This window comes from Janthinobacterium sp. DSP2-3-3 (assembly GCF_049897325.1).
In the GTDB taxonomy this organism is placed as follows: domain Bacteria; phylum Pseudomonadota; class Gammaproteobacteria; order Burkholderiales; family Burkholderiaceae_D; genus Janthinobacterium.
Genome location: NZ_JAFCWA010000004.1, coordinates 196,149 through 222,625 on the forward strand (window position 1 = coordinate 196,149; position 26,477 = coordinate 222,625).

Annotated in this window: 27 protein-coding genes; 21 read left to right on the plus strand and 6 right to left on the minus strand. The window is 62.5% G+C overall.

Going from position 1 to position 26,477, the window contains the following annotated elements; genetic code table 11:
• The first annotated feature begins 67 nt into the window (after positions 1 to 67).
• A complete protein-coding gene (locus ACP7DE_RS09905) occupies positions 68 to 322 on the plus strand; it encodes a hypothetical protein (protein WP_426071940.1) in 255 nt (84 codons plus the stop codon).
• 124 nt (positions 323 to 446) lie between these two features.
• Here ACP7DE_RS09905 and paaX read toward each other — a convergent pair whose 3' ends face one another.
• A complete protein-coding gene (gene paaX, locus ACP7DE_RS09910; protein WP_426071941.1) occupies positions 447 to 1,376 on the minus strand; it encodes a phenylacetic acid degradation operon negative regulatory protein PaaX in 930 nt (309 codons plus the stop codon).
• 267 nt (positions 1,377 to 1,643) lie between these two features.
• On the opposite strand from paaX, the gene paaA reads away from it, so the two are divergent.
• From paaA to ACP7DE_RS10010, 20 genes are all read left to right on the plus strand, one after another.
• The gene (gene paaA / locus ACP7DE_RS09915) at positions 1,644 to 2,633 is read left to right on the plus strand and encodes a 1,2-phenylacetyl-CoA epoxidase subunit PaaA (protein ID WP_426071942.1); all 990 of its coding nucleotides are present in this window, start codon (positions 1,644 to 1,646) and stop codon (positions 2,631 to 2,633) included.
• Positions 2,634 to 2,661: 28 nt separating this feature from the next.
• Entirely contained in the window at positions 2,662 to 2,946 is a 285-nt protein-coding gene (paaB, locus tag ACP7DE_RS09920; RefSeq protein WP_034746356.1) for a 1,2-phenylacetyl-CoA epoxidase subunit PaaB, read from the plus strand.
• A 14-nt stretch (positions 2,947 to 2,960) separates the two neighbouring features.
• Positions 2,961 to 3,713: a 1,2-phenylacetyl-CoA epoxidase subunit PaaC gene (gene paaC / locus ACP7DE_RS09925; RefSeq protein WP_426072173.1), complete on the plus strand. Its 753-nt coding sequence runs from the start codon at positions 2,961 to 2,963 to the stop codon at positions 3,711 to 3,713.
• Positions 3,713 to 4,252: a 1,2-phenylacetyl-CoA epoxidase subunit PaaD gene (gene paaD, locus ACP7DE_RS09930; RefSeq protein WP_426071943.1), complete on the plus strand. Its 540-nt coding sequence runs from the start codon at positions 3,713 to 3,715 to the stop codon at positions 4,250 to 4,252. The genes paaC and paaD overlap by 1 nt, the downstream gene beginning before the upstream one ends.
• A 40-nt stretch (positions 4,253 to 4,292) precedes the next feature.
• The gene (gene paaE, locus ACP7DE_RS09935; RefSeq protein ID WP_426071944.1) at positions 4,293 to 5,372 is read left to right on the plus strand and encodes a 1,2-phenylacetyl-CoA epoxidase subunit PaaE; all 1,080 of its coding nucleotides are present in this window, start codon (positions 4,293 to 4,295) and stop codon (positions 5,370 to 5,372) included.
• A 51-nt stretch (positions 5,373 to 5,423) separates the two neighbouring features.
• Complete coding sequence (gene paaG / locus ACP7DE_RS09940; RefSeq protein WP_426071945.1) at positions 5,424 to 6,215, plus strand: 2-(1,2-epoxy-1,2-dihydrophenyl)acetyl-CoA isomerase PaaG; 792 nt, start codon at positions 5,424 to 5,426, stop codon at positions 6,213 to 6,215.
• A gap of 1 nt (position 6,216) precedes the next feature.
• Entirely contained in the window at positions 6,217 to 7,782 is a 1,566-nt protein-coding gene (gene paaH, locus ACP7DE_RS09945; protein WP_426071946.1) for a 3-hydroxyacyl-CoA dehydrogenase PaaH, read from the plus strand.
• A complete protein-coding gene (gene paaI / locus ACP7DE_RS09950; protein WP_426071947.1) occupies positions 7,775 to 8,221 on the plus strand; it encodes a hydroxyphenylacetyl-CoA thioesterase PaaI in 447 nt (148 codons plus the stop codon). The genes paaH and paaI overlap by 8 nt, the downstream gene beginning before the upstream one ends.
• 68 nt (positions 8,222 to 8,289) lie before the next feature.
• Positions 8,290 to 9,618: a phenylacetate--CoA ligase PaaK gene (gene paaK, locus ACP7DE_RS09955; RefSeq protein ID WP_426072174.1), complete on the plus strand. Its 1,329-nt coding sequence runs from the start codon at positions 8,290 to 8,292 to the stop codon at positions 9,616 to 9,618.
• 22 nt (positions 9,619 to 9,640) lie between these two features.
• Positions 9,641 to 10,846: a 3-oxoadipyl-CoA thiolase gene (gene pcaF / locus ACP7DE_RS09960; RefSeq protein ID WP_426071948.1), complete on the plus strand. Its 1,206-nt coding sequence runs from the start codon at positions 9,641 to 9,643 to the stop codon at positions 10,844 to 10,846.
• Positions 10,847 to 10,921: 75 nt separating this feature from the next.
• Positions 10,922 to 12,073, plus strand: coding sequence for an ABC transporter substrate-binding protein (locus tag ACP7DE_RS09965; protein WP_426071949.1), 1,152 nt, complete (start codon positions 10,922 to 10,924; stop codon positions 12,071 to 12,073).
• Between the two features lie 81 nt (positions 12,074 to 12,154).
• Positions 12,155 to 13,033, plus strand: coding sequence for a branched-chain amino acid ABC transporter permease (locus tag ACP7DE_RS09970; protein ID WP_426071950.1), 879 nt, complete (start codon positions 12,155 to 12,157; stop codon positions 13,031 to 13,033).
• Positions 13,030 to 14,025, plus strand: a complete 996-nt coding sequence (locus ACP7DE_RS09975; RefSeq protein ID WP_426071951.1) for a branched-chain amino acid ABC transporter permease — start codon at positions 13,030 to 13,032, stop codon at positions 14,023 to 14,025. The genes ACP7DE_RS09970 and ACP7DE_RS09975 overlap by 4 nt, the downstream gene beginning before the upstream one ends.
• 1 nt (position 14,026) lies before the next feature.
• Positions 14,027 to 14,782, plus strand: coding sequence for an ABC transporter ATP-binding protein (locus tag ACP7DE_RS09980; RefSeq protein ID WP_426071952.1), 756 nt, complete (start codon positions 14,027 to 14,029; stop codon positions 14,780 to 14,782).
• On the plus strand, positions 14,782 to 15,510 hold the full coding sequence (locus ACP7DE_RS09985) for an ABC transporter ATP-binding protein (protein WP_426072175.1): 729 nt from the start codon (positions 14,782 to 14,784) through the stop codon (positions 15,508 to 15,510). The genes ACP7DE_RS09980 and ACP7DE_RS09985 overlap by 1 nt, the downstream gene beginning before the upstream one ends.
• 9 nt (positions 15,511 to 15,519) lie before the next feature.
• Entirely contained in the window at positions 15,520 to 16,134 is a 615-nt protein-coding gene (paaY, locus tag ACP7DE_RS09990) for a phenylacetic acid degradation protein PaaY (protein WP_426071953.1), read from the plus strand.
• A 32-nt stretch (positions 16,135 to 16,166) separates the two neighbouring features.
• Positions 16,167 to 18,218 carry a phenylacetic acid degradation bifunctional protein PaaZ gene (gene paaZ / locus ACP7DE_RS09995; protein ID WP_426071954.1) on the plus strand — a complete coding sequence of 684 codons (2,052 nt, stop codon included), beginning with the start codon at positions 16,167 to 16,169 and terminating at the stop codon, positions 18,216 to 18,218.
• Between the two features lie 395 nt (positions 18,219 to 18,613).
• Positions 18,614 to 19,876, plus strand: a complete 1,263-nt coding sequence (locus ACP7DE_RS10000) for a hypothetical protein (protein ID WP_426071955.1) — start codon at positions 18,614 to 18,616, stop codon at positions 19,874 to 19,876.
• A gap of 10 nt (positions 19,877 to 19,886) precedes the next feature.
• Positions 19,887 to 20,294, plus strand: a complete 408-nt coding sequence (locus ACP7DE_RS10005) for a hypothetical protein (protein WP_426071956.1) — start codon at positions 19,887 to 19,889, stop codon at positions 20,292 to 20,294.
• Between the two features lie 61 nt (positions 20,295 to 20,355).
• On the plus strand, positions 20,356 to 21,927 hold the full coding sequence (locus ACP7DE_RS10010) for a methyl-accepting chemotaxis protein (protein ID WP_426071957.1): 1,572 nt from the start codon (positions 20,356 to 20,358) through the stop codon (positions 21,925 to 21,927).
• Positions 21,928 to 21,932: 5 nt separating this feature from the next.
• On the opposite strand, the gene ACP7DE_RS10015 is transcribed toward ACP7DE_RS10010, so the two are convergent.
• The 5 genes from ACP7DE_RS10015 to ACP7DE_RS10035 are packed head-to-tail and all read right to left on the minus strand — an operon-like array spanning position 21,933 to position 26,470.
• Positions 21,933 to 23,156 carry a M24 family metallopeptidase gene (locus tag ACP7DE_RS10015; protein ID WP_426071958.1) on the minus strand — a complete coding sequence of 408 codons (1,224 nt, stop codon included), beginning with the start codon at positions 23,154 to 23,156 and terminating at the stop codon, positions 21,933 to 21,935.
• A gap of 45 nt (positions 23,157 to 23,201) precedes the next feature.
• Entirely contained in the window at positions 23,202 to 23,738 is a 537-nt protein-coding gene (locus ACP7DE_RS10020; protein ID WP_426071959.1) for a type II secretion system protein, read from the minus strand.
• On the minus strand, positions 23,725 to 24,108 hold the full coding sequence (locus tag ACP7DE_RS10025) for a type IV pilin protein (RefSeq protein ID WP_426071960.1): 384 nt from the start codon (positions 24,106 to 24,108) through the stop codon (positions 23,725 to 23,727). The genes ACP7DE_RS10020 and ACP7DE_RS10025 overlap by 14 nt, the downstream gene beginning before the upstream one ends.
• 5 nt (positions 24,109 to 24,113) lie before the next feature.
• On the minus strand, positions 24,114 to 24,584 hold the full coding sequence (locus ACP7DE_RS10030; RefSeq protein WP_426071961.1) for a type II secretion system protein: 471 nt from the start codon (positions 24,582 to 24,584) through the stop codon (positions 24,114 to 24,116).
• The gene (locus ACP7DE_RS10035) at positions 24,581 to 26,470 is read right to left on the minus strand and encodes a secretin and TonB N-terminal domain-containing protein (RefSeq protein WP_426071962.1); all 1,890 of its coding nucleotides are present in this window, start codon (positions 26,468 to 26,470) and stop codon (positions 24,581 to 24,583) included. Before ACP7DE_RS10035 ends, ACP7DE_RS10030 begins: the two co-directional genes overlap by 4 nt.
• Between the last annotated feature and the right edge of the window lie 7 nt (positions 26,471 to 26,477).

A 26,477-nucleotide genomic window follows, 5' to 3' on the forward strand; every position in this document is an offset into this window, starting at 1 on the left:
TTGTGCTGGCGCAAACGATAAGGGACGTGCTTTGCTAACGTGGAAGCTCTAACACGGGGAGATCATCATGGATGACAACGGCAAGCACATACGCGAACTGGAAAAGAAAGTCAGCGCCCTCAGCGACGCTCTGGCGCACCTGGGCAAGGGCACGACCTTGCAGGAATTGCTGCGCATCCTGCGTTTCCCCGGCTACACCACGCCGGCCGAATTTACCTTCAATGTCGCCATCCTCGATACCATGCTGGTGCAAGCCAATGCGCTGGAAAAGCTGGGGCAGGATTTGCTGGCGGGTGCGAAGCAGGTAGTGGCGAAGCAGTAGGTTGAGGTGGGTTTAATATTTTCACCCCAAACGTAGAGGCCGGGGTCGCACCCTCCGGGGGAATAGGGCCAATGGACCGTATTCCGATTCCGAAGGAACCGACCCCGGTACTACGCCGTTGGGTTCAGGTATTAAGTCCACCGAAACGTTCAAAAAACCACGGCTCGACAGATGCGGCCTGCTTATCTTCGCGCCGCAGGGTGGCCAGGATATGTTCCTCGGCCGCCGCGTGGGTGATGCGGTACAGGTCGCGCGCCAGCACGTACGCTTGCGTGCCTGGCCACGGTTCGGGCAGCAGCTCGACGGGCAGTTGCGGATCGTGCAACTGCACGCGGCGATAGGCGTGCGTCAGCAGCGAGCGGATCACGAAGGCTTGCTCGGCATCGAACACGGGTTCCTCTTGCAGCAGGGTCAGCAGCGGTTGGAAGCGGGCGATGAATTTTTCGTAGCCGGCCATCACTTCCGACAAGTCCCAGCATTCGCCCACCATGTCGCGCAGGGGCCGTGTGCTGACATGCGGCAGCTCCGTGGTGTGGCAGACATACAGCTTGCCCTGTACTTCGTTGCGCACGAGGATATCTTCCAGCGCCTCCGAGTTGCTGGCTGGATGGCCAAAGATGCCGGGAGAGATCAAACCATAGCCCGCCCACAATAATTCCTTGCGCAGCGCGCTCCGTTCGGCGGCACCGATGCTGCCGGCCGGCCCGATCACCAGGGTCCAGCTGCCATCCCAGTGCACGACCAGCGGCGCATAAATGCGGCGATAGGCGCGTTCGAAGCGGGCCAGCGCCTCCGGGCGTATCGTATAGGCGCTGCGGCGGCCGTCACGTTGCGAGCTGAGCCAGCCCTCCTGCGCCAGGCGGAACACGCTGGTGCGCAGCAGGCGATCGTTGACGCCAAACGGCGCCAGCAGTTCGATCAGACTGCCCAGCCAGATGGCGCCGCCGCGCGGCACGATGGCGTCGCCAAAGATGGTCATCACCAGAGACTTTGAGCGCGGTGGGTCGCTTTCCAGGAAATCGGCTATCCATGCCGTGCAGCGGGTGTTCTTCATGTGGTTCCGGTCTGGCCGTGTTGCGGTCGATTCAATAAAAGCAGCAGTTTACTTGGCTGCGCGGGTAGCGCGTCAATAATTTGCCGGAAGCGCTGGTGGCACTTCGCAATGTTTTCTCATCAGCAATATCATACGCACAAAAAAGCGGCACAAGATACGAATTTTTAAAATGACTCACATCAAGTGTATGCAAATCGATTTTTGTATCGTATTATCTATTCATCGCATCGCGTTGCTGCGCAAAATCAAAGACATGGGAGACAGATCATGTACGCACAAATGGTTGAAACCGGCCTCAAGAACGTCCGTTCCATCGATGACATGGGTCAAGAAGAGCGCGCTTTTCAGGCGCGCATCGACGAAGGCATCAAGATCGAGGCCAAGGATTGGATGCCGGACGCTTACCGCAAGACCCTGATCCGCCAGATTTCGCAGCATGCGCATTCGGAAATCGTCGGTCAATTGCCCGAAGGTAACTGGGTCACGCGCGCGCCGACCTTGAAACGCAAGTCCATCCTGCTGGCGAAGATCCAGGATGAAGCCGGTCACGGCCTGTACTTGTACAGCGCCGCCGAAACCCTGGGCGTGTCGCGCGACGACTTGCTCGCTGCCTTGCACTCGGGCAAAGCCAAGTATTCCAGCATCTTTAACTATCCCACCCTGTCGTGGGCCGACATGGGCGCCATCGGCTGGCTGGTCGACGGCTCCGCCATCATCAACCAGATTCCGCTGTGCCGTTGCTCGTATGGCCCGTATGCGCGCGCCATGATCCGTGTTTGCAAGGAAGAATCGTTCCATGCGCGCCAGGGTTACGACATCATGATGTCACTGTGCAAGGGCACACCAGAACAGAAAGCCATGGCGCAGGATGCGCTGAACCGCTGGTGGTGGCCATCCCTGATGATGTTCGGCCCGTCCGACGCTGCTTCCGTCAACAGCGCCCAATCGGCGCAATGGCGCATCAAGCTGTTTTCGAATGATGAATTGCGCCAGCGCATGGTGGACCAGACCGTGCCGCAAATCGAATACCTGGGCTTGACCGTGCCCGATCCCGACCTGACATTCAATGCCGAGACGGGTCACTATGAATTCGGCGAGATCGACTGGGCCGAGTTCAACAATGTATTGAAGGGCAATGGCCCATGTAACCGCGAGCGCCTGCAAACGCGGGTCAAGGCGTATGAAGACGGTGTATGGTTCCGCGATGCTTTGCTCGCGTATGCCGATAAACAAGCCGCAGTCAAAGCGGCAGCGTAAATACATAAGACAGATAGGGGAGAGCAATATGAGCAAAGAATGGCCATTGTGGGAAGTTTTCATCCGCAGCCAGCACGGCCTGGCGCACAAGCATGTGGGCAGCCTGCACGCCTCCGACGCCACCATGGCGGTCAACCATGCGCGCGACGTCTACACGCGCCGCAATGAAGGCGTGAGCATCTGGGTGGTGCGCGCGGCCGATATCGTCGCCAGCAGCCCGGGCGACAAGGGCGCCCTGTTCGAGCCGTCGAACAGCAAGGTGTACCGCCATCCCACCTTCTTCCCGATGCCGGAAGAAGTCAAGAACCTGTGATGGGAGCGATCGCAATGGATGACAAGGTAAATTACCTCCTGCGCCTGGGCGACAACGCCCTGATTCTCAGCCAGCAGCTGTCGCAGCTGTGCGGCAAGGGTCCCGCGCTGGAAGAGGACATGGCGCTGACCAACGTGGCGCTCGACTTGCTGGGCCAGACGCGTTTGTGGTTCAGCTATGCGGCCGAACTGGAAAACGCGGGCCGCGACGAGGACGACATCGCCTTTTTACGCGACGCCCACGACTTCAAGAATTGTCTGCTGCTGGAGCAGCCGAACGGCAATTACGCCGACACCATGATGCGCCAGTTCTTCTTCGACACCTGGCACTACTTCCAGCTGCTGGAACTGGCGAAATGCAGTGATCCACGCATCGTCGAAGTGGCGCAGAAGTCGATCAAGGAAGTCACCTATCACCTGCGCCGCAGCGGTGACCTGATCGTGCGCCTTGGCGATGGCACGGCGGACAGCCACGCGAAAACACAGGCCGCAGCCGACAAGCTGTGGATGTACACGGGCGAGATGTTCAAGTACGACGCCGTCGACCAGGTCATGGTCGTCGCCGGCATCGCGCCGCCATCGGACGTGTTGCGCCAGGCCTTCCTCGAACACGTGGCCGAGATCTTCGCCGAAGCCACCTTGAGCATGCCGGCGCCCGACGCCTGGATGCAAAAGGGTGGCAAGCAGGGCACGCACACGGAACACCTGGGCTTCATCCTGGCCGAGATGCAGTTCCTGCAGCGCGCCTATCCCGGGGCGGAGTGGTAATGAACACGGCCACGGCAGCGCTGGACGCCGCCCAGGTCTGGGCCTGGCTGGGCGACGTGCCGGACCCGGAAATTCCCGTCATTTCGGTGGTGGACCTGGGTATCGTGCGCGCCGTTGATGTGGTCAGTGGCGATGAATGCATCGTGACGATCACGCCCACCTATTCGGGCTGCCCGGCCATGCAGGTGATCGCCGATGCCGTCACGGAGGCCTTGCGCAGCCATGGCGTGGCCAAGGTGACATTGGTGAACCAGCTGGCGCCCGCCTGGACCACGGACTGGATGAGCGAGGCGGGCAAGGCCAAGCTGAAAGGCTATGGCATCGCCCCGCCACAGCAGCAGGTGATCGACATCAGCGGCCTGCGTAGAGGAATAGCGGGTGGTGTCAAGCGCCAGCCTATGCCGAAGCTGGAGGTGATCTGCCCGAACTGCGGTTCCACGCATACGCAGCTGACCAGCCAGTTCGGCTCCACGCCGTGCAAGGCCCTGTACAAATGCCTGGATTGCCGCGAACCGTTTGACTACTTCAAGTGCCACTAAAAAAATCAGGCACACGTTCCGAAGAAACTGGAGATGAAGCATGAGTAAATTTTATCCGCTGTGCGTATCGAACGTGCGCAACGAAACGCGCGACACCATCGCCGTCACGTTCGACGTGCCATTTGAGTTGCAGCAGCAGTTCCGCTTCCAGCAGGGCCAGCACCTGACCCTGCGCGCCAATATCAATGCGGAAGACGTGCGCCGCTCGTATTCCATCTGTTCGGCGGTGCAGGACGGCACGCTGCGCGTGGCCATCAAGCGCACGCCGGGCGGCGCCTTTTCAACCTGGGCGAACGACACCCTGAAAGCCGGCGCCACCATCGAGGTGATGCCGCCCATGGGCCACTTCAACGTGCCGCTCGACTGCGTCAACCGCAAGCACTACCTGGCGTTTGCGGCCGGCAGCGGCATCACGCCCATCCTCTCCATCATCAAGACGACTCTGCTGACGGAGCCATTGAGCCGTTTCACGCTGTTCTACGGTAACCGCGCCTCGTCGTCCGTCATCTTCAAGGAAGAATTGACAGACTTGAAGGATGTGTACCTGGAGCGTTTGAACCTGGTCTACGTGATGAGCCGCGAGCAGCAGGATATCGAATTGTTCAACGGCCGCATCACGCAGGAAAAATGCGAGCAATTCTTGCAGCACTGGATCCGTGTCGAAGACTACGACAACGCCTTCATCTGCGGTCCGGAAGACATGATGCTGGGCGTCTCCGCCGCCCTGCAGGCGGCCGGCATGCCGAAGCAAAATATCAAGATCGAACTGTTCGCCGCCAGCATCCCGAAAAACGCCCACAAGCCGCGCGCCCAGTTCGACGCGGGCGCCGTGCAGGAAACGGAAGTAACCGTCATCATGGATGGCAACCACACCACCTTCACGATGGACAAGGACAAGGAATCCATCCTCGACGCGGGCCTGCGTCAGGGTATCGACATGCGCTACTCGTGCAAGGGCGGCGTATGCTCGACCTGCCGCTGCAAGATCCTCGACGGCAAGGTCGAGATGGACGTCAACTACGCGCTGGAAGACTATGAAGTAGCACGCGGCTTTGTCCTCAGCTGCCAGAGTTTTCCGCTGACCGACAAGGTCGTGGTCGATTTCGACCAGGCAGAATAAAGCCGGCGCAGGGCTGGTGCCCTGCCGTACCCATTAAAAAAGCGAGACGCCATGAGCTACCAAAACATCCTCTTTACCATCGAGCAGGGCATCGCCACGCTGACCCTGAACCGTCCCGACAAGCTCAATAGCTTTACCCAAGCCATGCACGAGGAAGTGCGCGATGCGATAGCGAAAGTGAACGCCGACAGCTCCGTGCGCGTGTTCGTGCTGACAGGCGCGGGGCGCGGTTTTTGCGCGGGCCAGGATTTGTCCGACCGCGCCGTGGAACCCGGCTCGAAAGGCGTGGACCTGGGCGAGTCGGTGGAAAAAAACTACGCGCCGCTGGTGCTGGCCTTGAAGGCCTTGCCTATGCCCGTCATTTGCGCCGTCAATGGCGTGGCGGCAGGCGCGGGCGCCAACCTGGCGCTGGCCTGCGACATCGTCATCGCCGGTAAGTCGGCCAGTTTCGTCGAAGTGTTCTGCAAACTGGGCCTGATCCCGGACACGGGCGGCACCTTCTTCCTGCCGCGCTTGATCGGCTCGGCGCGCGCCATGGGCCTGGCCATGCTCGGTGAAAAGCTGACGGCCGAAAAAGCGGAAGACTGGGGCCTGATCTGGAAATGCGTGGACGATGCGCAGCTTACGGAAGAAACGCGCAAGCTCGCCGTGCACTTTGCCAGCGCGCCGACCAAGGGCCTGGCTTATACCAAGCAGGCGCTGGCCGCCAGTGGCGCCAATACCCTGCCGCAGCAGCTGGCGCTGGAAGCGCGCATGATGAGCGATCTCGGTAACAGCGACGATTACCGCGAAGGCGTGGCTGCCTTCATGGAAAAGCGCGCAGCGCAATTCAAGGGACACTGATATGGCAGCTTTGGACAACAACAGCATCATCGCCGTCATCGGCAGCGGCGCCATGGGCGCCGGCATCGCACAGGTGGCCGCAGCTGCCGGTTACAGGGTAAAACTGTACGACACGCGTGCGCAAGCCGTCAGCAAGGCCTTGCTCGACATCGGCAAGATGTATGCGAAGCTGGCCGAAAAGGGCCGCATGACGTTTGACGAAGCCACGGCCGCCACGGCGCGCCTGCAGGCGGCAGACAGCCTGGCCGACGTGGCAGATGCCGTACTGGTGGTGGAAGCTATCGTGGAAAACCTCGACGTCAAACGCGGCCTGTTCGCCGAACTGGAGGCCGTGGTCAGCGAAGACTGCATTCTGGCGACGAACACTTCGTCGATTTCCGTCACGGCCATCGCCGCCAAGTTGCGCCGTCCGGAACGCCTGGTCGGCATGCACTTCTTTAACCCTGTTCCCTTGATGGCGCTGGTCGAAGTGGTCGAAGGCCTGGCCACCAGCGAGCAAGTCGCCGCCACCGTGTATGACACCGCCATCGCCTGGGGCAAGAACCCCGTGCATGCAAAATCGACGCCCGGCTTCATCGTCAACCGTGTCGCGCGTCCGTTTTACGCGGAAGGCTGGCGCTTGCTGAACGAACAGGCGGGCGACCCCGCCACCATCGACGCCGTGCTGCGCGAAGCGGGCGGTTTCCGCATGGGGCCATTCGAATTGATGGACTTGATCGGCCACGACGTCAATTTCTCCGTCACGCAATCCGTGTTCGGCGCCTATTTCAACGACCCCCGTTTCACGCCGTCCGTGCTGCAACAGGAAATGGTCAACGCCGGTTTCCTCGGCCGCAAATCGGGCCGCGGCTTTTACCTGTATGGCGAAGGCGCACCTGCCCCCGTGGCGCAGGCGGAAAGCGCACAGGCGAAGCCGGAATTCGTCGCCCTGTCGGCTGCCATCGGTGGCGATGGCCGTGGCCACAGCGGCGTCATTCGCAGCCTGGTGCAGCGGCTGGAGCAGGCGGGCATCACCGTCAGCCGCCGCGTGACGCAGGAAGGCCAGGCGCACGACGAGGCACCCGCCCTGCATTGCCATGGCGCCGCGATTTATCTGACCGATGGCCGTAGCGCTACCCAGCGCGCGCACGACAACCAGCATCCGGACACGGTGCTGTTCGACCTCGCGCTCGATTACGCCAGTGCCAAACGCATCGCCGTGGCCCGTGCCGATCAGTGCAGCGACGCCGCTTACGTCGCCGTCGTGGGTCTGTTCCAGGCAGCCGGTTTTATCGTCACGCGCCTGGACGACGTGCCTGGGCTGGCCGTCATGCGCACGGTCGCCATGCTGGCCAACGAGGCGGCCGACGCCGTCAACCAGGGCGTGTGCACGGTGGCCGCCGTCGATATCGCCATGCAGAAGGGCGTCAACTATCCATGCGGACCGCTGGCCTGGGCCGATGCGGTGGGCATCCAACACATCGTGACCGTGCTGCAGCACCTGGCGCAAGGCTACGGCGAAGATCGCTACCGTGTCTCGCCGCTGCTGCGCCGCAAACTCGCCACTGGAGCACAGTTTCATGCATAAGGAAGAGCCTATCCACGCCGCCCAGGCCTTGGCCGAAGCTTCCGCCGCGTCCATGCTGTCGCGCGATAACGCCACCGCTGCCATGGGCATCGCCCTGGCGGAAGTCGGCCCCGGCCATGCACGTATGACGATGACGGTGCGCGCCGACATGCTCAATGGCCACCAGACCTGCCACGGCGGCTTCATCTTCGCCCTGGCCGACAGCGCTTTTGCGTTTGCCTGCAACAGCTACAACCTCAATACCGTGGGCGCCGGTTGCACCATCGATTACCTGGCGCCGGGCCGCGAAGGCGACATGCTCACGGCGCACGCCGTCGAACAGGCACTGGCCGGCAAGAGCGGCGTCTACGACGTCAAGGTCAGCAACCAGGATGGCCGCGCCATCGCGCTCTTCCGTGGCAAGTCGATCCGCGTGGCGGGTGAAGTCATTAGTGATTGAAGGTACAAGAGCAGACTTGAACTGCCGCTGCAGCTTTAAATAGTTAAAGAACCAATTAGGAGACAATGATGGTCCAACGTACGCCTTCCCCGAATGACCTTGAGCCGATCGAACGCGCCAGCAAGGATGAACTGCAGGCGCTGCAGCTCGAACGCATGAAATGGACGCTCAAGCACGCGTATGACAACGTGCCCCATTACCGCGCCGCCTTTGACGAAGCGGGCGTGCATCCGGACGATCTGAAATCGCTGTCCGACTTGTCGAAATTCCCGTTCACCGATAAAAAAGTCTTGCGCGACAATTACCCATTTGGCTTGTTCGCCGTGCCGCGCGAGCAAGTGGTGCGCATCCACGCGTCGAGCGGCACCACGGGCAAGGCCACGGTGGTTGGCTACACGCAGAACGACATCGATACTTGGGCTAACGTGGTGGCGCGCTCGATCCGCGCAGGCGGCGGCCGCGCGGGCGACATGGTGCATATCTCCTACGGCTACGGCCTGTTCACGGGTGGCCTGGGCGCGCACTATGGTGCCGAGCGCCTGGGCTGCACCGTCATTCCGATGTCGGGCGGGCAGACGGAAAAGCAGGTGCAATTGATCCAGGATTTCAAGCCGTCTATCATCATGGTCACGCCATCGTACATGCTCAACATCATCGAGGAATTCACGCGCCAGGGCCTCGACCCGGCTGAATCGTCGCTGAAGGTGGGCATCTTCGGCGCCGAGCCGTGGACGGATGCCATGCGTTCGGAAATCGAGGCGCGCGCCGGCATCGACGCCGTCGATATCTATGGCCTGTCCGAAGTGATGGGCCCTGGCGTGGCTTCCGAATGCATCGAAAGCAAGGACGGTCCCGTCATCTGGGAAGACCATTTTTATCCTGAAATCATCGATCCGGAAACGGGCGAAGTACTGCCGGACGGCGCAGAGGGCGAACTGGTGTTTACCTCGCTGTCGAAGGAAGCGCTCCCCGTCATCCGCTACCGCACGCGCGATTTGACCCGCTTGCTGCCGCCGACCTCGCGCTCGATGCGCCGCATCGGCAAGATCACGGGCCGTTCGGACGACATGCTGATCATCCGTGGCGTGAACGTCTTCCCCACCCAGATCGAAGAGCTGATTTTGAAAATGCCGAAGCTGGCACCGCAATACCAGCTGGTGGTCACGCGCGACGGCCACCTCGACAAGCTCGAAGTGATCGCCGAGCTGCGCCTCGACCTGACGTCCACCATCTCGGCCAGTGAAACGGACGCCCTGGCGCGCGAGCTGGAACACCGTATCAAGACGCATGTGGGCGTGAGCACGCGCGTGCGCCTGGTGGCCGCTGCCGGCATCGAACGTACTCTGACGGGCAAGGCCCGCCGCGTGGTCGACCAGCGCCCGAAGATTTTCTCCTGATAGCCCGAACAAGGAACCAAACATGAACGACGCTTTTATCTGTGACGCCGTACGCACCCCGTTTGGCCGCTACGGCGGTTCCCTCGCCAGCGTGCGCGCGGACGACCTGGGCGCGCTGCCGATTGCCGCGCTGATCGCCCGCAACCCGTCCGTCGACTGGTCCGCCATCGACGACGTGTTCTACGGTTGCGCCAACCAGGCGGGCGAAGACAACCGCAACGTAGGCCGCATGGTCGCGCTGCTGGCTGGTTTGCCTGCCGCCGTACCCGCCAATACCATCAACCGCCTGTGCGGCTCCAGCCTGGATGCCGTCGGCATGGCTGCCCGCTCCATCAAGGCGGGCGAAGCGGATCTGATCATCGCCGGCGGCGTGGAAAGCATGACGCGCGCGCCTTTCGTGATGGGCAAGGCTGACAGCGCCTTCTCGCGCGCAGCGAAAATCGAAGACACGACCCTGGGCTGGCGCTTCGTCAACGGCAAGATGAAGGCGCAGTACGGCATCGACACCATGCCGGAAACGGCTGAAAACGTGGCCGTGGAATTTGGCATCAGCCGCGCCGACCAGGATGGTCTGGCCTTGCGCAGCCAGCAGCGCTGGGCCGCCGCCCATGCGGCTGGCGTCTTCGAGCGCGAAATCGTGCCCGTCGCCGTGCCGCAGAAAAAAGGCGAACCGAAGATGGTGACGATGGACGAACACCCACGTCCGGATACCTCGATCGAGATGCTGGCGAAGCTCAAGGGCGTCGTGAAAGTGGACGGCAGCGTCACGGCCGGCAATGCTTCGGGCCTGAACGACGGCGCCTGCGCAATCTTGCTGGCGTCCGCCGCCGCCGTGGATAAATACAAATTGACGCCGCGCGCAAAAGTGCTGGGCATGGCCACGGCCGGCCTTGCGCCGCGCATCATGGGTTTCGGTCCCTCGCCGGCGTCGCGCAAGGTACTGGCGCAGACTGGCCTCACCATCGAGCAGATGGATGTGATCGAACTCAATGAAGCGTTTGCCGCGCAGGCGCTGGCTGTCACGCGCGACCTGGGCCTGGCGGACGATGCGGCCCACGTGAATCCGAATGGCGGCGCGATTGCCATCGGCCATCCTCTGGGCGCATCCGGTGCGCGCCTGGTGATGGCTGCCCTGAACCAGCTGGAACGCACGGGCGGGCGCTATGCGCTGTGCACCATGTGCATCGGCGTAGGGCAGGGTATTGCTGTAGTGATTGAACGCGTATAACAAAGTAAAAAAAAGGCGCAGGCTTGTAAAAAAGCGCCGACCATTGACCGTAGTGCCAACCTGGTGGAGACCACAATGATTGCCAATATCTTCAAGAAAACCCTGATCGCCGGCGTGCTGGCCATGTCCGCCGCGGGCGCGTATGCTGCCGATAACATCAAGATCGGTTCCGTGCTGTCCGTCACGGGACCGGCCGCCTTCCTGGGCGACCCTGAACTGAAAACCCTGCAGCTGTATATCGAGAAAATCAACGCGGCCGGCGGCGTGTTGGGGCGCAAGCTGGAACTGGTGCACTACGACGATGGCAGCGATGCGGCCAAGGCCAACGGTTTTACCAAGCGCCTGATCGAATCGGACAAGGTCGATGTGTTGATCGGCGGTACCACCACCGGTGCGACGATGGCGATGGCGCCGCTGGTGGAGCGCGCCAGCATGCCGTTCATCTCGCTGGCAGGCGCCGTTGTCATCATCGATCCTGTCAAGAAGTGGGTCTTCAAGACGCCGCATACGGACCGCATGGCGGCCGAGAAAGTGTTCGAGGACATGAAGAAGCGCGGCATCAGCAAGGTGGGCCTGCTGTCGGAAACGAGCGGCTTCGGCGCTTCGGGCCGCAAGGAATCGCAGATCGTCGCCTCGAAATATGGCATCGCGCTGGTGGCCGATGAAACTTATGGTCCGAAAGACACGGACATCACGGCGCAGCTCACACGCATCAAGAACACGGCTGGCGTGCAAGCCGTCTTCGTCTTCGGCCTGGGCCAGGGGCCGGCGGTCGTGACCAAGAACTACGGCCAGCTGGGCATGGCCGCACTGCCGCTGTACCAGTCACACGGCGTGGCGGCGGACGAATATCTGAAGCTGTCGGGCAAGGCCGCCGAAGGCGTGCGCCTGCCAACGCCGGCCCTGCTGATCTGCGCCATGCTGCCGGACAGCGACGCGCAAAAGGCCATCGTGGTCGGCTACGACAAGACGTATAAAGAGCGCTACAAGATCGACCCGTCGACCTTTGGCGGCTATGCGCTCGACGCCCTGAACCTGTCGGTGGACGCCATCAAGCGCGCCGGTGGAACGGACCGCGAAAAAGTGCGCGCGGCACTGGAACAGACCAAGGGTTTTGTGGGCACCACCGGTGTCTTCAACATGTCGGTCAAGGACCACATGGGCCTGGACCTGTCGGCTTTCCGCATGGTGGAAGTGAAGAACGGCGAATGGCAATTGTCTAAATAAGTTCGAGAAGGTAAGCCAGAAGTAGTTGCGCGGGCCGCCCTCGAAGGTGGTCCGCGCATAGCCGAACATAATGGAGACACCATGGAAGTCGCTCAATTTCTACAATTTCTGTATTCCGGGATGACGGTCGGTTCCGCCTACGCGCTGGCGGCGCTGGGCTTTACCATCATCTACAACACCAGCGGCGTGATCAACTTCGCCCAGGGCGAGTTCATCATGCTGGGCGGGATGCTGGCCGCCGTGATGTCCGCCGCCGGCGTGCCGCTGCCGCTGGCCATCATCCTGGCGGTCATCGCCACGGGCCTGGTTGGCCTGTTGATGGAAAAAACCGTGATCGAACCGGCGCAAAATGCGCAGGTCATTACCCTGTTGATCATCACCATCGGTGCCTCACTGGTGTTGCGTGGCCTGGTGCAAATCTGGTTGGGCAAGGATACGCACTCGCTGCCAGCCTTTTCGGGCGATGCACCGATTGAATTTTTGGGCGCCAGCCTGCTGCCGCAAAGCCTGTGGGTGCTGGGCGTGACTGTCGTCATCGTGCTGGTCCTGGGCTGGTTCTTCGGTCGCACCCTGATGGGCAAGGCCATGCTGGCCACGTCGCACAACAAGCTGGCCGCGCAACTGGTGGGCATCAACACGCGCAAGGTACTGCTGTTCTCGTTCGGCCTGTCAGCCCTGCTGGGCGCGGCGGGCGGTATTCTCGTCGCACCGATCACCTATACCTCGTATGACGCGGGCATCATGCTGGGCCTGAAAGGTTTTGTCGCTGCCGTATTGGGTGGCCTGGGTGGCGGCGTGGGCGCAATCGCTGGTGGCCTGATCCTGGGCATCGCCGAAGCCATGACGGCCGGTTACATTTCGTCGGCCTACAAGGACGCCGTGCCCTTCGTGCTGATTTTATTGATCCTGTTCTTCCTGCCGCAAGGCTTGTTTGGCGCTAAAAATTCGGAGCGTGTATGAAGACGCAGTTGCCAACATTCTTTACCAGTTCGCGCCATGGCGGGCTGCTGTTGCTGGCACTCGTGCTGGCCATCCTGCCGCTGTTTCTCACCAACGCGTTTTATTATGACGTGGCGATCCGGATTGCGCTCAACGCCATCGTCGTCATCGGCCTGAACCTGCTGATGGGCTATACGGGCCAGATCAGCCTGGGCCACGCGGGTTTCTATGGCCTCGGCGCGTATGCGTCGGCCGTGCTGACCACGCACTATGCCTGGCCGCCGCTGGCGGCGCTGGCCGCCGGCGCCGTCGCTACAGGCCTGCTGGCGCTATTGTTAGCCCGCCCTGTACTGAAGCTCAAGGGCCATACCCTGGCCATGGCGACCCTGGGCCTGGGCATCATCATTTCCATCGTCATTAACAACGAGACGCAATGGACGGGTGGCCCGGACGGCATCGGCGTGTCCGCCTTCAGTGTCGCCGGCCTGGAAATCGCCGGTGAAAAATCGTGGTACCTGGTGTGCGCCGTGCTGCTGTTGATGGTCACGTGGCTAGCCCTGAACCTGATCGATTCGCCCGTCGGGCGCGCGCTGCAGGCGATCCACGGCTCGGAAGTGGCGGCCCGGGTGGTCGGCGTCGACACGACCCGCTTCAAGGTGCGCGTGTTCGTGCTGTCGGCCGTCATTGCCAGCATAGCGGGCAGCATCAGCGCCCACTACATCGGTTTCATCACCCCCAATCTGGCTGGCTTTTTCCACTCGATCGAGTTGGTGACGATGGTGGTGGTGGGTGGCATGGCGTCGATCTTCGGTTCCATCATCGGCGCGGCCCTGCTGACGATCCTGCCGCAACTGCTGTCCAGCTTTGAAGGTTGGGAAACGGTGGTCTTCGGCGTGATCCTGATGGCGACCATGATCTTCATGCCCAAGGGCCTGGTACCTAGCCTGGCCAGCCGTTCGCGCAAGCGGGCCGCCACGCCCAATGCGCCCGTCAAATCCGCGCAGGAGGTGTGAGATGCTGACGATTAATAATCTGAGCAAGAGCTTTGGCGGCGTGCATGCGGTGCAGGATGTGAGCTTTACCGTCAAGGAAGGCAATATCCATTCCGTGATCGGGCCGAATGGCGCCGGCAAGACGACGCTGTTCAACCTGATCACGGGTGTGTATACGCCGAGCAAGGGCGAGATTTTGCTGAATGGCGAGAACGTGGCCGCCATGTCGCCCGATGCGCTGGCGCGGCGCGGCATGAGCCGCACCTTCCAGAATCTGCAAGTGTGCATGAACATGACGGCCATAGCCAATGTGATGGTGGGCGCGCACTTGCGCCTGAACCAGAACCTGTTCGCCTCCATGCTGCGTTTGCCGTCCGTGCGTCGTGCCGATGCGGCCTGCCGCGATGAAGCGGCCAGCCTGATGGAGTTTGTCGGCGTGGGCCGGCATATCGATGACGAGGCGGGGCAGATGTCGTATGGCGCGTTAAAGCGCCTGGAAATTGCCCGCGCGCTGGCGGCCAAGCCGAAGGTGCTGCTGCTCGATGAACCGGCCGCTGGCCTGAACCATACCGAGACGGGCGAGATCGAAGCCTTGATACGCAAGGTGGCGCAATCGGGTGTGACGGTGGTGCTGGTCGAGCATGACATGAAACTGGTGATGAATTTGTCGGACCATATCCTGGTGCTCGACTATGGCAAGAAGCTGGCCGAAGGGACTGCCGCCGAAGTGCGCGCGAACCCCGACGTGGTGGCGGCATATCTGGGAGTGGCGGCATGATGCAAAATGAAATTCAAGCTCCGCTGGTGCTCGATATCGCCGGCTTGACTAGCCATTACGGCCGCATCCAGGCCCTGCATGGCATCGACTTGCAGGTGCGACAGGGGCAACTGGTGGCCCTGGTGGGCGCGAATGGCGCCGGCAAGACCACCCTGTTGCGGGCGATTTCCGGCGTGCAGCCGATCAGCGCCGGCAGCATCGCCTTTGCCGGTCAGGATGTCAGCCGCATGAGCGCCGACAGGCGCGTGCGTGCCGGTATCTGCCAGGTGCCGGAAGGGCGGCAAGTGTTCGGCCCCATGACGGTTGAAGACAATCTGCGCCTGGGCGCCTTTACGCGCCCGGCACAGGACGTGGCGGGCGACATGGAGCGCATGTACGGCCTGTTCCCGATTTTGAAGGAAAAGCGGCTGCTGCTGGCCGGGACCTTATCGGGCGGGCAGCAGCAGATGCTGGCCATGGCGCGCGCGCTGATGGGCCGTCCGCAACTGCTGCTGCTCGACGAACCGAGCATGGGCCTGGCGCCGCTCTTGATCGCGGAAATCTTCCGCATCGTGGCCGAACTGCGCGACCAGGGAATCACCATCTTCCTCGTCGAGCAAAACGCGCACGCCGCCTTGTCGATCGCCGACGTAGGCTATGTGATCGAGACGGGGGCCATCACGCTGTCCGGTCCCGGTCCTGAATTGCTGCATAACGAGCAGGTACAAAGCGCCTATCTGGGCATGTAAGGAGTCTGTATGGTGAAAGTCTATGAAATCAACGGTGTCACCCCCGTCGTCCACCCCAGCGCCTATGTGCATCCGAGCGCGGTGCTGATCGGCGACGTTATCGTCGGCCCGCGATGCTATATCGGTCCGCTGGCCTCGATCCGTGGCGACTTCGGCCGCCTGATCCTGGAAGAGGGCGCGAACCTGCAGGATACCTGCGTCATGCACGGTTTTCCCGGCTGCGACACGGTGGTCGAGACCGACGGTCATATCGGTCACGGCGCCGTGCTGCATGGCTGCCGCATCGGCCGCAATGCGCTCGTCGGCATGAACGCCGTGGTGATGGATAACGCCATCATCGGCGAGGAATCCATCGTCGCGGCCATGAGTTTCGTCAAGGCAGGCATGATCGTCGCGCCGCGCAGCATGGTGGTCGGTACGCCGGCCAAGGTAATGCGCGCGCTGACCGACGATGAAATCAAGTGGAAAAGCGCGGGCACCGGCCAGTACCACGAACTGGCCGTGCGCTCGATGCAGACGATGCGCGAAGTGGAAGCCCTGACGGAAGTCGAGGCGAACCGCCAGCGCCTGAATTTCGAATCGGCCTTGCCGCTGCACTTGCATAAAAACGCCGCAGCGCAGTAAGCACGCAGTAAACCAATATAGGAGTAGTACACATGGCTCAAATATCCACCCTGCAAAGCTTGATTGCCGGCCGCTGGCTGGGCGAAAGCGCTGCCGTGCCCTTGCACAGCGCCTTGAACAACCGCGTCATCTATCACACGCATGCGGAAAAGATCGATTTCGACGAAGCCGTCACGTATGCGCGCAAGACGGGCGTGCCGGGCTTGATGGCGTTGGACTTCCAGCAGCGCGCCGCGCGCCTGAAGGCGCTGGCCTTGTACCTGGTCGAGCGCAAGGAAGAGTTGTATGCGATCTCGCACCTGTCGGGCGCCACGCGCGCCGATAGCTGGGTCGATATCGAAGGCGGCACGGGCACCCTGTTTGCCTACGCCAGCATGGGCAGCAACGAGCTGCCGTCGTCGAACGTGCTGCATGAAGGCCCGGCCATCGCGCTCGGCAAAAAAGGTGGCTTCGCCGGCACGCACATCCTGGTGCCGCGCGGCGGCCTGGCCGTGCACATCAACGCCTTCAATTTCCCCATCTGGGGCTTGCTGGAAAAATTCGCGCCCAGCTTCCTGGCGGCCATGCCCTGCATCGCCAAGCCGGCCACGGCGACGAGCTATCTGACGCAAGCCGTCGTGCGCATGATGCATGAATCTGGCTTGCTGCCGGCTGGCAGCCTGCAACTGGTGATCGGCTCCACGGGCGACTTGCTGGACCGTTTGAATGGACAGGACTTCGTCACGTTCACGGGATCGGCCGCCACTGCCGCCAAGCTGCGCACCAATCCTAACCTGATCGCCCAGTCCGTGCCCTTCAATGGCGAAGCCGATTCGCTCAATTGCGCCATCCTGGCGCCGGACGTCACACCCGACGATGTGGAATTCGACCTGTTCGTCAAGGAAGTCGTGCGCGAGATGACGGGCAAGTCGGGCCAGAAGTGCACGGCGATTCGCCGCATCATCGTGCCTGAGCACCTGATGGACGCTGTCGGCACGCGCCTGCGCGAACGCCTGGCCAAGGTGGTGGTGGGCGACCCGTCCATCGAAGGCGTGCGCATGGGCGCGCTGGCCTCGAAGGAGCAGCAAAGCGACGTGGCCGAACGGGTCGCCACGCTGTCGCAGGGTAACGAAGTGGTATTTGGCGCGGCCGACGGCTTCAATCCGCTCGGCGATGATGCGCTGGATGGCAGCTTCTTCTCGCCGACCTTGCTGCTGTGCCGCGACGCCTTCGGCAACGACGCCGTGCATGACGTGGAAGCGTTTGGCCCTGTCAGTACCATGATGGGCTACACGGATATCGACGAAGCGCTGGCCCTGGCTGCGCGCGGCAAGGGCAGCCTGGTGAGCACGCTGGTGACGCGCGATCCGAAGATCGCCGCGCGCGTGGTGCCGCACGTGGCGGCCACACATGGCCGCGTGCACGTGCTCGAGCGCGTGGCCTCCGTCGATTCGACGGGTCATGGCTCGCCCTTGCCGCAACTGAAGCACGGCGGCCCTGGCCGCGCGGGCGGCGGCGAGGAACTGGGCGGCGTGCGCGCCGTGCGCCACTACTTGCAACGGGCGGCGGTGCAGGGTTCGCCGACCATGCTGGCGGCCATCACCGGCGAATACGTGCGCGGCGCGGACGTTAATGAAAGCCCGATCCACCCGTTCCGCAAGCATTTCGAGGACCTGAAGACGGGCGACTCGCTGCTCACGCACCGGCGCACCGTCAGCGAAGCGGACATCGTCGCCTTCGGCGGCATCTCGGGCGACTTTTTCTACATGCACTTCGACGAGATCGCGGCCAAGGAATCGCAATTCGGCAAGCGCATCGCCCACGGCTACTTCGTGCTGTCGGCCGCTGCGGGCCTGTTCGTCTCGCCTGGCGTCGGTCCCGTGCTGGCCAACTATGGCCTGGACAACCTGCGCTTCGTCGCGCCCGTCGCCATCGGCGACACCATCCGCGCGCGCCTGACCTGCAAGCGCAAGGTGGACCGCAACCGCAAGGACGTGTTTGGCGTAGGCCAGGGCGTGGTCGCGTGGGACGTGCAGGTGACGAACCAGAACGAGGAACTGGTAGCCAGTTACGACATTCTGACGCTAGTGTCGAAGCGCGAGTAAGCATCTCCGGCAGCACTGGTTTGAACCGCGCCACCCGCGATCTTCGCGCGGGTGGCGCTTTCTTTATCCAATGTCCTTTTGTCTTGAATTATCCATAAGTATATGAAAAATATAGGCTAAGTGTGGTTTTGCACGGCGTGCTATTTAGATAAATCCTTCTAGAACGCGTACTTTTTTCGTAAAAAGCGGCGAATTTGCTCATTGCCTCAAGAAAACTTTCCACCGTAAAACCTTTTCTCTGTAGCATGGTTTTACTCACTGGTCACGCCGCCAAGCACGCTCTACGACGCGCTGGCGGCGCGAAAAAAACGGACCCGGCCTTTTACGGCCGGTGAGCCAACGACCGCGAGTCCCATTCCACGATTAACGTTCACCGCTACGGGTATTTAATTACTATGAATAAACACGTCCTGATTTTCCTGCTGGCCATGCCCCTGGCCATCAGCCATGCCTACGCCGAAGAGGCCAATGGCCCTACCGTCAAGATCAGCGGTTTCGGCACGGCCGCGCTGACCATGGCCGATACCGACAACGCGCAGTTCGCGCGCCCGAACCAGGCCGCCGGCGCCGGCCGCACTGCCCGCACGGGCATTGATTCCAACCTGGGCTTGCAAGCCAATGTTACCGTCAATCCCTGGCTGTCGGCCACCGTGCAGGGCCTGGCGCGCAAGGATGGCGAGGATGATTTTGGCGCCGAGCTGGCATGGGCTTTCGCCAAGGCCAAGGTGTCGGACAGCTTCAGTGTGCGCGTTGGCCGCATGGGCCTGCCCGTCTTCATGATTTCCGATTACCGTAACGTGGGCTATGCCAACACCTTGCTGCGCCCACCGGGCGAAATGTATTCGCAGGTGCCTCTCAACAGCATCGATGGCATCGACGGCACCTACCAGTTCAGCGCGGGCGACACCAGCATCACCACGCAGCTGGCGCTGGGCCGCACCAAGGCGACCCTGGCGACAGGGCCGGATTCGACCGTGCAGGTGGAAGGCAAGTCTATCGTCGCCCTCAACGTGGTGGTCGAACATGGCCCCGTGACCTTGCGCTTCGGCCGTGCCGAGACCAAGCTGACGATCAACGATTCGCCCAGCCTGAATACCTTGATGGGCAGCTTGCGCGCGGCTGGTGCTGGCTACAAGTTCGCCCAGCTGGGCGCCCTGGCCGATGCGCTGGAAGTCAAGGACAAGAAGGCGTCATTCACGTCCGTGGGCCTGGGCCTGGACTGGAACAACGTGCTGGTACAGTCCGAATATGCGAAGCGCAAGACGGATAGCTATGTCAGCGACAGTACCTCGTGGTACGTGATGGGCGGCTACCGCATCGGCGCCTTCCTGCCGTATTACAGCCACGCCAGCCTGAAGGCCGATGGCCGCGTGAACAATACTGTGCCGGCGGCCTGCCCGCCTGGCTATCCGGCCGCCTGCACGCCGACCCTGCGCGCTCTGTCGGCGGGCGTCAATGCCATGGCCAACACGCGCAACCAGCTGGAGCAAACGACGGACAGCATCGGCATGCGCTGGGACTTCCACCGTTCGGCCGCGCTGAAAGTGCAGATCGACCGCATCAAGCCGAAGAATGGCCCGGGCCTGTTCGTGCAAGCCAAGCCTGGCTTCCATGGTCCCGTCACGGTGGCCGCCGTCGCCATCGATTTCGTTTTCTAAGGAGCGCCGCATGAAACCATTGATCGTGAATGTGGCTGCCTTGCTGGCGCTGTCGACCGCTGTTCCCGCCATGGCCGAAGTGGTCGTGGTGGTCAATCCGAAAAGCGCCGCCGGCGCGATGACGAATGAACAGGTGGCGCAATTTTTTCTCGGTAAATCGACGGCCATGACGCCGATCGACCAGCCGGAAAGCGCCGCCGTGCGCGCCGAGTTCTACAAGAAGGTGACGGACAAGGAACCATCGCAAGCCAAGGCCCTGTGGTCCAAGCTGGTCTTCACGGGCAAGGCGACCTTGCCGAAGGAAGTGGCCAATAGCGCCGACGTGAAGAAGGCTGTCGCGGCCGATCCGAAAGCCATCGGCTATATCGAAAAGAGTGCCGTCGACGGCACCGTCAAAGTTGTGCTGACGGCGCCATAAAGCCGGTTCGGGCCGCGCGCCATGCGGCGGCCCGATAATTCATCAACATCAGGAGACAGCAATGAGCATCAAACGCAAGATATGGGCGCTGCCTGTCGTCTCGGCCGTGATCTTCGGCCTGGGACTGGCCGTCAGTGCCTATTTGTCCACTGCCGCGCTCAATTCCATCCACGCCACCGAAAGCGCCGACTATCCCGTGCTCGATATGGCCAAGTCGCTGACGCTGGACGTGGCCGCAGTCGGCGACGCCCTGCGCGATGCCGTCAGCGAAGGCGACAAGGAGCGCATCGGGCAAGTCGGTGGCCAGGCCGTCAAGCTGCGCGCCAAGCTGGCCGCCTTTGCGGCCATTCCCGGCCAGCGCGAGCAGGGCCAGCGCCTGGCCAAAGAATTCGATGCCTACTATGCGCCGGCCCTGAGCGCGGCGCGCATCATGCTGGAAATGGAAGAGGGCGACCCGCAAGCGACAGTGGCGCGCATGCAGGGCACGCTGGCGGTACTCAATACGGACCTGGCAAAGACCAACGAGCAGGCGCAATTGCAGTTCAAGCAGGGCATAGAGCGCAGTGCATCCAACGTGCGCAATGCCCTCAATACCAGCATCGCCGTGGCGCTGGCCGTCATTGTTTGCCTGGCGGCCGTGTCGCACTTTGTCGTGCGCGCCATCTGGCAGCAGCTGGGTGGCGAGCCCGAATATGCGCGTCAGATCGCGCGCGCCGTGGCCGATGGCGACCTGTCGATGGAAATCGCCACCGAGGCGGGCGACCAGGACAGCCTGCTGGCGGCCTTGAAGGACATGCGCGGCAAATTGGGCGGCATGGTGGCCGACATCAAGGCTTCCGCCGAAACTATCCAGGTGGCCAGCGCGGAAATCGCGCAAGGCAATGCGGACCTGGCCGCGCGCACGGAGTCGCAGGCGGGCAGCCTGGACCAGACGGCGCGCGCCATGGATAGCCTCACAAGCACCGTGCGCGACAACGCGGCCAACGCGGGCCAGGCGCATGAACTGGTGGTGTCGGCTTCTTCCGTCGCCGTAAAAGGAGGGCAAGTGGTCAGCCAGGTGGTGACCACCATGGGCGAGATCAACGACTCGTCCAGACGCATCGTCGACATTATCGGCGTCATCGACGGCATCGCCTTCCAGACGAATATCCTGGCCCTGAATGCGGCCGTCGAAGCGGCGCGCGCGGGCGAACAGGGACGCGGCTTTGCCGTGGTGGCGTCCGAAGTGCGCAACCTGGCGCAGCGCAGCGCCGGCGCAGCGCGCGAAATCAAGCAGCTGATCGGCGATTCGGTGGCGAAGGTGAATGTCGGCTCGAAGCTGGTTGACGAAGCTGGGCTGACCATGGGCCAGATCGTCGATTCCGTAAAAAAAGTGGCCGACATCATGGCCGAAATCAGCGCCGCCAGCCAAGCGCAAAGCGCCGGCATCGGCGATATCGGCGTGGCCATCGGCAGCATGGATCAAATGACGCAGCAAAACTCCGCGCTGGTGGAAGAGGCGTCAGCGGCGGCCGAATCGCTGCAGGAACAGGCGGTGCAACTGGGCACGGCGCTGGCCGTGTTCAAGCTGGCGCAGGGCGGCGCGCCGGCGATCACCACCGTGCCGGCGGCACGGCGGCTGGCGTTGAGGTAGGCGGCTTAGCGCTGCAGCCCGAACGGATCGTCGATGCTGTGCGCCGGTTGCGTGAACCAGCGCGGACCGTTTTCCGTCATATAAAAATGGTCTTCGTGGCGGATGCCGAATTCGCCGGGGATGCAGATCATCGGCTCGTTCGAAAAGCACATGCCCACGTCGAGCGGCGTGGTGTCATTGCCCACCAGGTAAGGCCATTCGTGGATATCGAGGCCGATGCCGTGGCCCGTGCGATGCGGCAGGCCCGGCAGCTTGTAGCCGGGACCAAAGCCGTCTGCTTCCAGGGACACGCGGGCGGCGCGGTCCACGTCGCCGCAGGGCACGCCCAGTTGCGCGGCGGCAAACGCCGCGGCCTGCGCCGCCTTTTCGCTGTTCCACACGCTGCGCTGGCGCGCGCTGATGGCGCCAAACACATAGGTGCGCGTGATGTCGGAGATGTAATTCATCACCTGGCAGCCCGTGTCGATCAGCACCGTGTCGCCTGCCTTCAGGGTTTGCACGTAGTTCACGCCATGCGGATAGGCCGTCGCTTCGCCGAACAGCACGATGCAGAAGTAGGAACGCGGTGCGCCCACCTTGCGGTGCGCGCGCTGGATGAATTCTTCCACTTCCACCGTCGTGATGCCTTCGTACAGCATGCTGGCCGTGGCCACGTGCACGGCCAGGGTCATGTCCATCACGCGCTGCATCAGGGCGATTTCCGCGCTGGATTTGCGGCTGCGGCAGTACGCCGTGACGGCACGCGCGTTTTCCAGCGCGTAGCCGGGGGCCAGCGGCTTGATGCCGTCATAGATGAAGAAGGCGGCGCTTTCGCAGATGCCCACGCGCGGCCGCTGGTGCGCGTCTTGCGCCACGCCCATGCGCGCCAGCACGTCGACAAACAACTGGTACGGGCTTTCATGTTCTTCCCAGCAATTGACACGGCCCTCGATGAGCATGAAGCCTTGCAAGGTGCTTTCCTCGAAGGCGGGAGCGATGTATTCGATCTCGCCGCTGGCCGGCAGGATGGCGCCCACCATGCGTTCGCTGGCATACCATTTGGTGCCTGTGAAATAGGTGAGGTTGGCGCCCGCGTTCAGGTAGATGGCGGCGATGCCCTGTTGGCGCATGAACGCTTGCGCCTTGGCGATGCGCTGCGCATGTTCGTCCTTGCCGATGGCGACCATGCCGCCCGTCATGTCCGACAGCGATGCCAATGCCTGTTCGATGGAAGTGCCACCTATGCTCATGCCTGCTCCTTTGTTCGATGCTGAATATGGAATGCGGGCATGATATCAGTTTGCGCCTTTCGGCTTGAGTCCAGGCGCGCCGCCGGCGGCATCGGGCGGGGCCAGCACCAGGTCGTGCGGATACGTGAATTGCCAGTCCGCGTAGCGCTGCTTGCGGCGCAGGCTGGCGTCTTCGTCGAGAAAATTGTCCTGCTTGATGGGGATCTGTGGCGATAGAGAATGGATGCCGACGATGCGTCCCTCCTGCCGCAACACGCCCCATTCCGTTTTTCCCGTGACGGGGTCCGCATACACGCGGCGCAGGTGCCGCCGTGCGTTGGCGTAGCGCGGGTCGCGCAGCAATTCCTGCAAGGCCAAGGGATAGCGGGGCCGCCCGTCGGCCGGCGTGCTGTCGTAGTAACGGCCCAGCGCATTGCGAAATTCGTGGCCGATGAACAGCAGTTCGCGCTCCTTCTCGCGCCGCGCGGCCGTGGCAAATAGCTCACTGGCCAGCACCAGGCCCACGCCCATGAAGGCCACCAGCATCAGGGTCCAGATATACGCAAAGCCCCGTGCGCGGGGTTGAAAACTAGAGCTGTTCAAACGGGATACCCTCGCGCGTCTTGCCCTTGGCGCCGCTGCGCACGTCGGCCACGCCGCCGATTTCGCCATTGGGCGAAGGGATCAGCTGCCAGGTGGCGGCGGACTCCGTGACGGGGTCCAGCGGCACGCTGCGGAAGTAATGGTGGGTCACCAGGTCGGCCAGCGCGGCCGGATACTCGCCCTTGTCGGCATAGTATTTATCCAGGCCGCTCCTGAGTACTTGCAGGTTTTCCTTCAAGGCGACTTCCTTGGATTTTTCCACCGAGCCGAAATAGCGGGGAATGGCAATCGTCAGCAGCAGCGAGATGATCGCCAGTACCACCAGCAGTTCGACCAGAGTAAAGCCGCGCCGCAGGGATGAATAGGGCATGGGGGTCACCATTGATTGAGCGGCACGCCGTTCAGGCCCACCTTGGTCGAGCGCGAGGCGACGTCGAATACGTCTTCGCCTTCGCTGGGATTATCGGGCGGCGAGGCATAGGCGCGCTTGCTCCAGCTGTCGGCGGCGCTGCCTTCTTCCCTGGGCTGGAACGGGTCGCGCGGAAGGCGGCGCAAAAAATAGATGTTTTGCTTCGAGGGGCTGCGCTGGTCGGGCACGCCATCGACCAGTTCATCGAGTTCTTTCGGATAGCCGGATCCCCCCAGTGACAGCTTGATGCGGCCATTGTCCGAGGCGCGCTTGTAGGTGTCGATGGCCTCGCGTATCTCTATCAGGGCGCTGCGCAATTCATGTTCCTTCGCCCTTTGTTGCGCCACCTGCGCCATCGGCACGGCTACCGTGGCCAGGGTCGCCATGATGGCCAGGGTGATCATCAGTTCGATGAAAGTAAAGCCGCGTGGTTTCACTGGCCACCTTTGACCGTGGCCGATGGCATGGCGCTGGCCTTGTCGCCGGCGGCTGGCATTTCGTCGCCGCCCGTCATGGGCGAGCCGGTGCGCGGCACGGCCTGCTCGGGCGCGGCGATAGCCTCAGTGCTGCCGCTGACGCTGGCGCGGCCGCCCACGGATGCCTCGGTGCCCGAGTTGAATTCGGCCGTCATCAGGTCCGGGCGGCGGATGCTGCGCAGCAGGCGCGGCGTGATCGACAGCACGATCTCGCTGCGCATGGCGTCGTCCTTCTGGCTGCCAAACAGGCGGTTCAGCACGGGCAGTTCGCCCACGCCCGGCACCTTGTTGGCCGTGCCCCGGTCTTCGTCGCTGATCAAGCCTGCCAGCACCTGCGTCTCGCCATCCTTCAGGCGCAGCACCGTGGAAGCGCTGCGCGTGCCGATCTGGTAAGCCTGCGTGCCCGTCTTGCTGATCACTTCCTTGACGACGTTCGACACTTCCAGGTTGATTTTGATGGCTACCTCGTCGTCCAGGTAGACGTTCGGCTCCACGTCCAGTTTCAGGCCCACGTCGATGTAGTTGACGCTGTCGGAACTGACGCCGTTATTCGTCGTGACGGTAATGACGGGCACGCGGTCGCCGATCAGGATCTTGGCCTTTTCCTTGTTGCGCACGCGGATGCGCGGGTTGGCCAGGATATTGCTGTCGCTGTCCGTCTTGTTGGCGTTCAGGGTGACGCCGCCGATGCCCAGGTTGATATTGTCGCCATTGATGCGGTGCAGGTCCGCCACCTTCAGGCCGCCCAAGCCGCTGCCGACACCGGCCAAGGTCAGGCTGGCCTGGTCGGGCCAGCGCACGCCCAGTTCCATCAGGCGCGTGCGCTTGACTTCCAGCACTTCCACTTCCAGCATCACTTCCGGGTCGGCCAGATCCTGCACGTTGATGATGCGTTCGGCCATGCGCACCATTTCCGGCGTGTCGCGCAGCATAATGATACCCAGCCGCTCGTCGGTGACGACATCCTTGGCCTTGAGCAGGGTCTTGATGGAAAATGCCACCGTCTTGACATCGGCATTGGCGAGGAAGAAGGTGCGCACCACGAGCTGCTGGTAATCCTTCACCTTTTGCGGCGTATTCGGATAGATCGTGATCGACTTGTCGCTGGTGACGCTTTGTTCCAGCTGATTGGCGCCCAGCAGCATGGCAATCGCCTCTTCGATGCTGGTGTCGCGCACGGAAATGGTGGCGCGCAGGGCCGGATCGACTTCCTTGTCGAAGACGAAGTTCAATCCCGATACCTTGCTGATGAAGTCAAACACGGAGCGCAGCGGCGCGTCGCGGAACTCGAGGGTGACTGGTTTCCTGTAGGCGGCGGCCAGCTTGCCGCCGGCCGGCCGTGCCTTCGCCTGCTCATCGCCGATGCGGCTTTTCAGGGCCAGCGCCTCGCGCTGCGCGGGGCGCTCCTGCAGCACCTGGCGCAAGGCTTCCTGCGCTTGCGCGACATTCGCTTCGCCGCCGCGCTGGTAGTTGGCCTGCGCTTCCTGCACCAGCTTGCGGTGCCGTTCATCCTGCGCCACGCCGGCCTGGCCCCGTTGCGCCACGTCGTTGCTGGCGTCCAGCGCCAGCGCTTGCTGGTACAGCGCTTGCGCTTCGGGCAGCTTGCCCTGCAGGCGCAGCGCTTCGGCGCGGCCATTGAGATTGTTCAGCGCGCGCATTTTCCCATTGGTGACGGCGATGCGGTACTTGGCGTTGGTCGGCTCGGCTTGCGCCGCCTGTTCCAGCAGGGCCAGGCCCTGTTCCGTGCGGCCCGCGCCCAGCATGGCTTGGCCGTCGTTATACGCCTGGTTGCCGGCGCAGGCGGCCAGCAGGGATAGCAGAGGGAGCAGGGCAAAGGTGCCTGACATACGTGCG

Coding starts and splice junctions, on each gene's coding strand:
- paaG (WP_426071945.1), top strand. CDS start 5,424: ATGAGCTACCAAAACATCCTCTTTACCATCGAGCAGGGCATCGCCACG.
- ACP7DE_RS10005 (WP_426071956.1), top strand. CDS start 19,887: ATGAAACCATTGATCGTGAATGTGGCTGCCTTGCTGGCGCTGTCGACC.
- paaD (WP_426071943.1), top strand. CDS start 3,713: ATGAACACGGCCACGGCAGCGCTGGACGCCGCCCAGGTCTGGGCCTGG.
- paaX (WP_426071941.1), bottom strand. CDS start 1,376: ATGAAGAACACCCGCTGCACGGCATGGATAGCCGATTTCCTGGAAAGC.
- ACP7DE_RS10010 (WP_426071957.1), top strand. CDS start 20,356: ATGAGCATCAAACGCAAGATATGGGCGCTGCCTGTCGTCTCGGCCGTG.
- paaH (WP_426071946.1), top strand. CDS start 6,217: ATGGCAGCTTTGGACAACAACAGCATCATCGCCGTCATCGGCAGCGGC.
- paaB (WP_034746356.1), top strand. CDS start 2,662: ATGAGCAAAGAATGGCCATTGTGGGAAGTTTTCATCCGCAGCCAGCAC.
- ACP7DE_RS09980 (WP_426071952.1), top strand. CDS start 14,027: ATGCTGACGATTAATAATCTGAGCAAGAGCTTTGGCGGCGTGCATGCG.
- paaE (WP_426071944.1), top strand. CDS start 4,293: ATGAGTAAATTTTATCCGCTGTGCGTATCGAACGTGCGCAACGAAACG.
- paaC (WP_426072173.1), top strand. CDS start 2,961: ATGGATGACAAGGTAAATTACCTCCTGCGCCTGGGCGACAACGCCCTG.
- ACP7DE_RS10000 (WP_426071955.1), top strand. CDS start 18,614: ATGAATAAACACGTCCTGATTTTCCTGCTGGCCATGCCCCTGGCCATC.
- ACP7DE_RS10015 (WP_426071958.1), bottom strand. CDS start 23,156: ATGAGCATAGGTGGCACTTCCATCGAACAGGCATTGGCATCGCTGTCG.
- paaY (WP_426071953.1), top strand. CDS start 15,520: ATGGTGAAAGTCTATGAAATCAACGGTGTCACCCCCGTCGTCCACCCC.
- paaI (WP_426071947.1), top strand. CDS start 7,775: ATGCATAAGGAAGAGCCTATCCACGCCGCCCAGGCCTTGGCCGAAGCT.
- pcaF (WP_426071948.1), top strand. CDS start 9,641: ATGAACGACGCTTTTATCTGTGACGCCGTACGCACCCCGTTTGGCCGC.
- ACP7DE_RS09965 (WP_426071949.1), top strand. CDS start 10,922: ATGATTGCCAATATCTTCAAGAAAACCCTGATCGCCGGCGTGCTGGCC.
- ACP7DE_RS09905 (WP_426071940.1), top strand. CDS start 68: ATGGATGACAACGGCAAGCACATACGCGAACTGGAAAAGAAAGTCAGC.
- paaZ (WP_426071954.1), top strand. CDS start 16,167: ATGGCTCAAATATCCACCCTGCAAAGCTTGATTGCCGGCCGCTGGCTG.
- paaA (WP_426071942.1), top strand. CDS start 1,644: ATGTACGCACAAATGGTTGAAACCGGCCTCAAGAACGTCCGTTCCATC.
- ACP7DE_RS10025 (WP_426071960.1), bottom strand. CDS start 24,108: ATGCCCTATTCATCCCTGCGGCGCGGCTTTACTCTGGTCGAACTGCTG.
- ACP7DE_RS10035 (WP_426071962.1), bottom strand. CDS start 26,470: ATGTCAGGCACCTTTGCCCTGCTCCCTCTGCTATCCCTGCTGGCCGCC.
- ACP7DE_RS09985 (WP_426072175.1), top strand. CDS start 14,782: ATGCAAAATGAAATTCAAGCTCCGCTGGTGCTCGATATCGCCGGCTTG.
- ACP7DE_RS09970 (WP_426071950.1), top strand. CDS start 12,155: ATGGAAGTCGCTCAATTTCTACAATTTCTGTATTCCGGGATGACGGTC.
- paaK (WP_426072174.1), top strand. CDS start 8,290: ATGGTCCAACGTACGCCTTCCCCGAATGACCTTGAGCCGATCGAACGC.
- ACP7DE_RS09975 (WP_426071951.1), top strand. CDS start 13,030: ATGAAGACGCAGTTGCCAACATTCTTTACCAGTTCGCGCCATGGCGGG.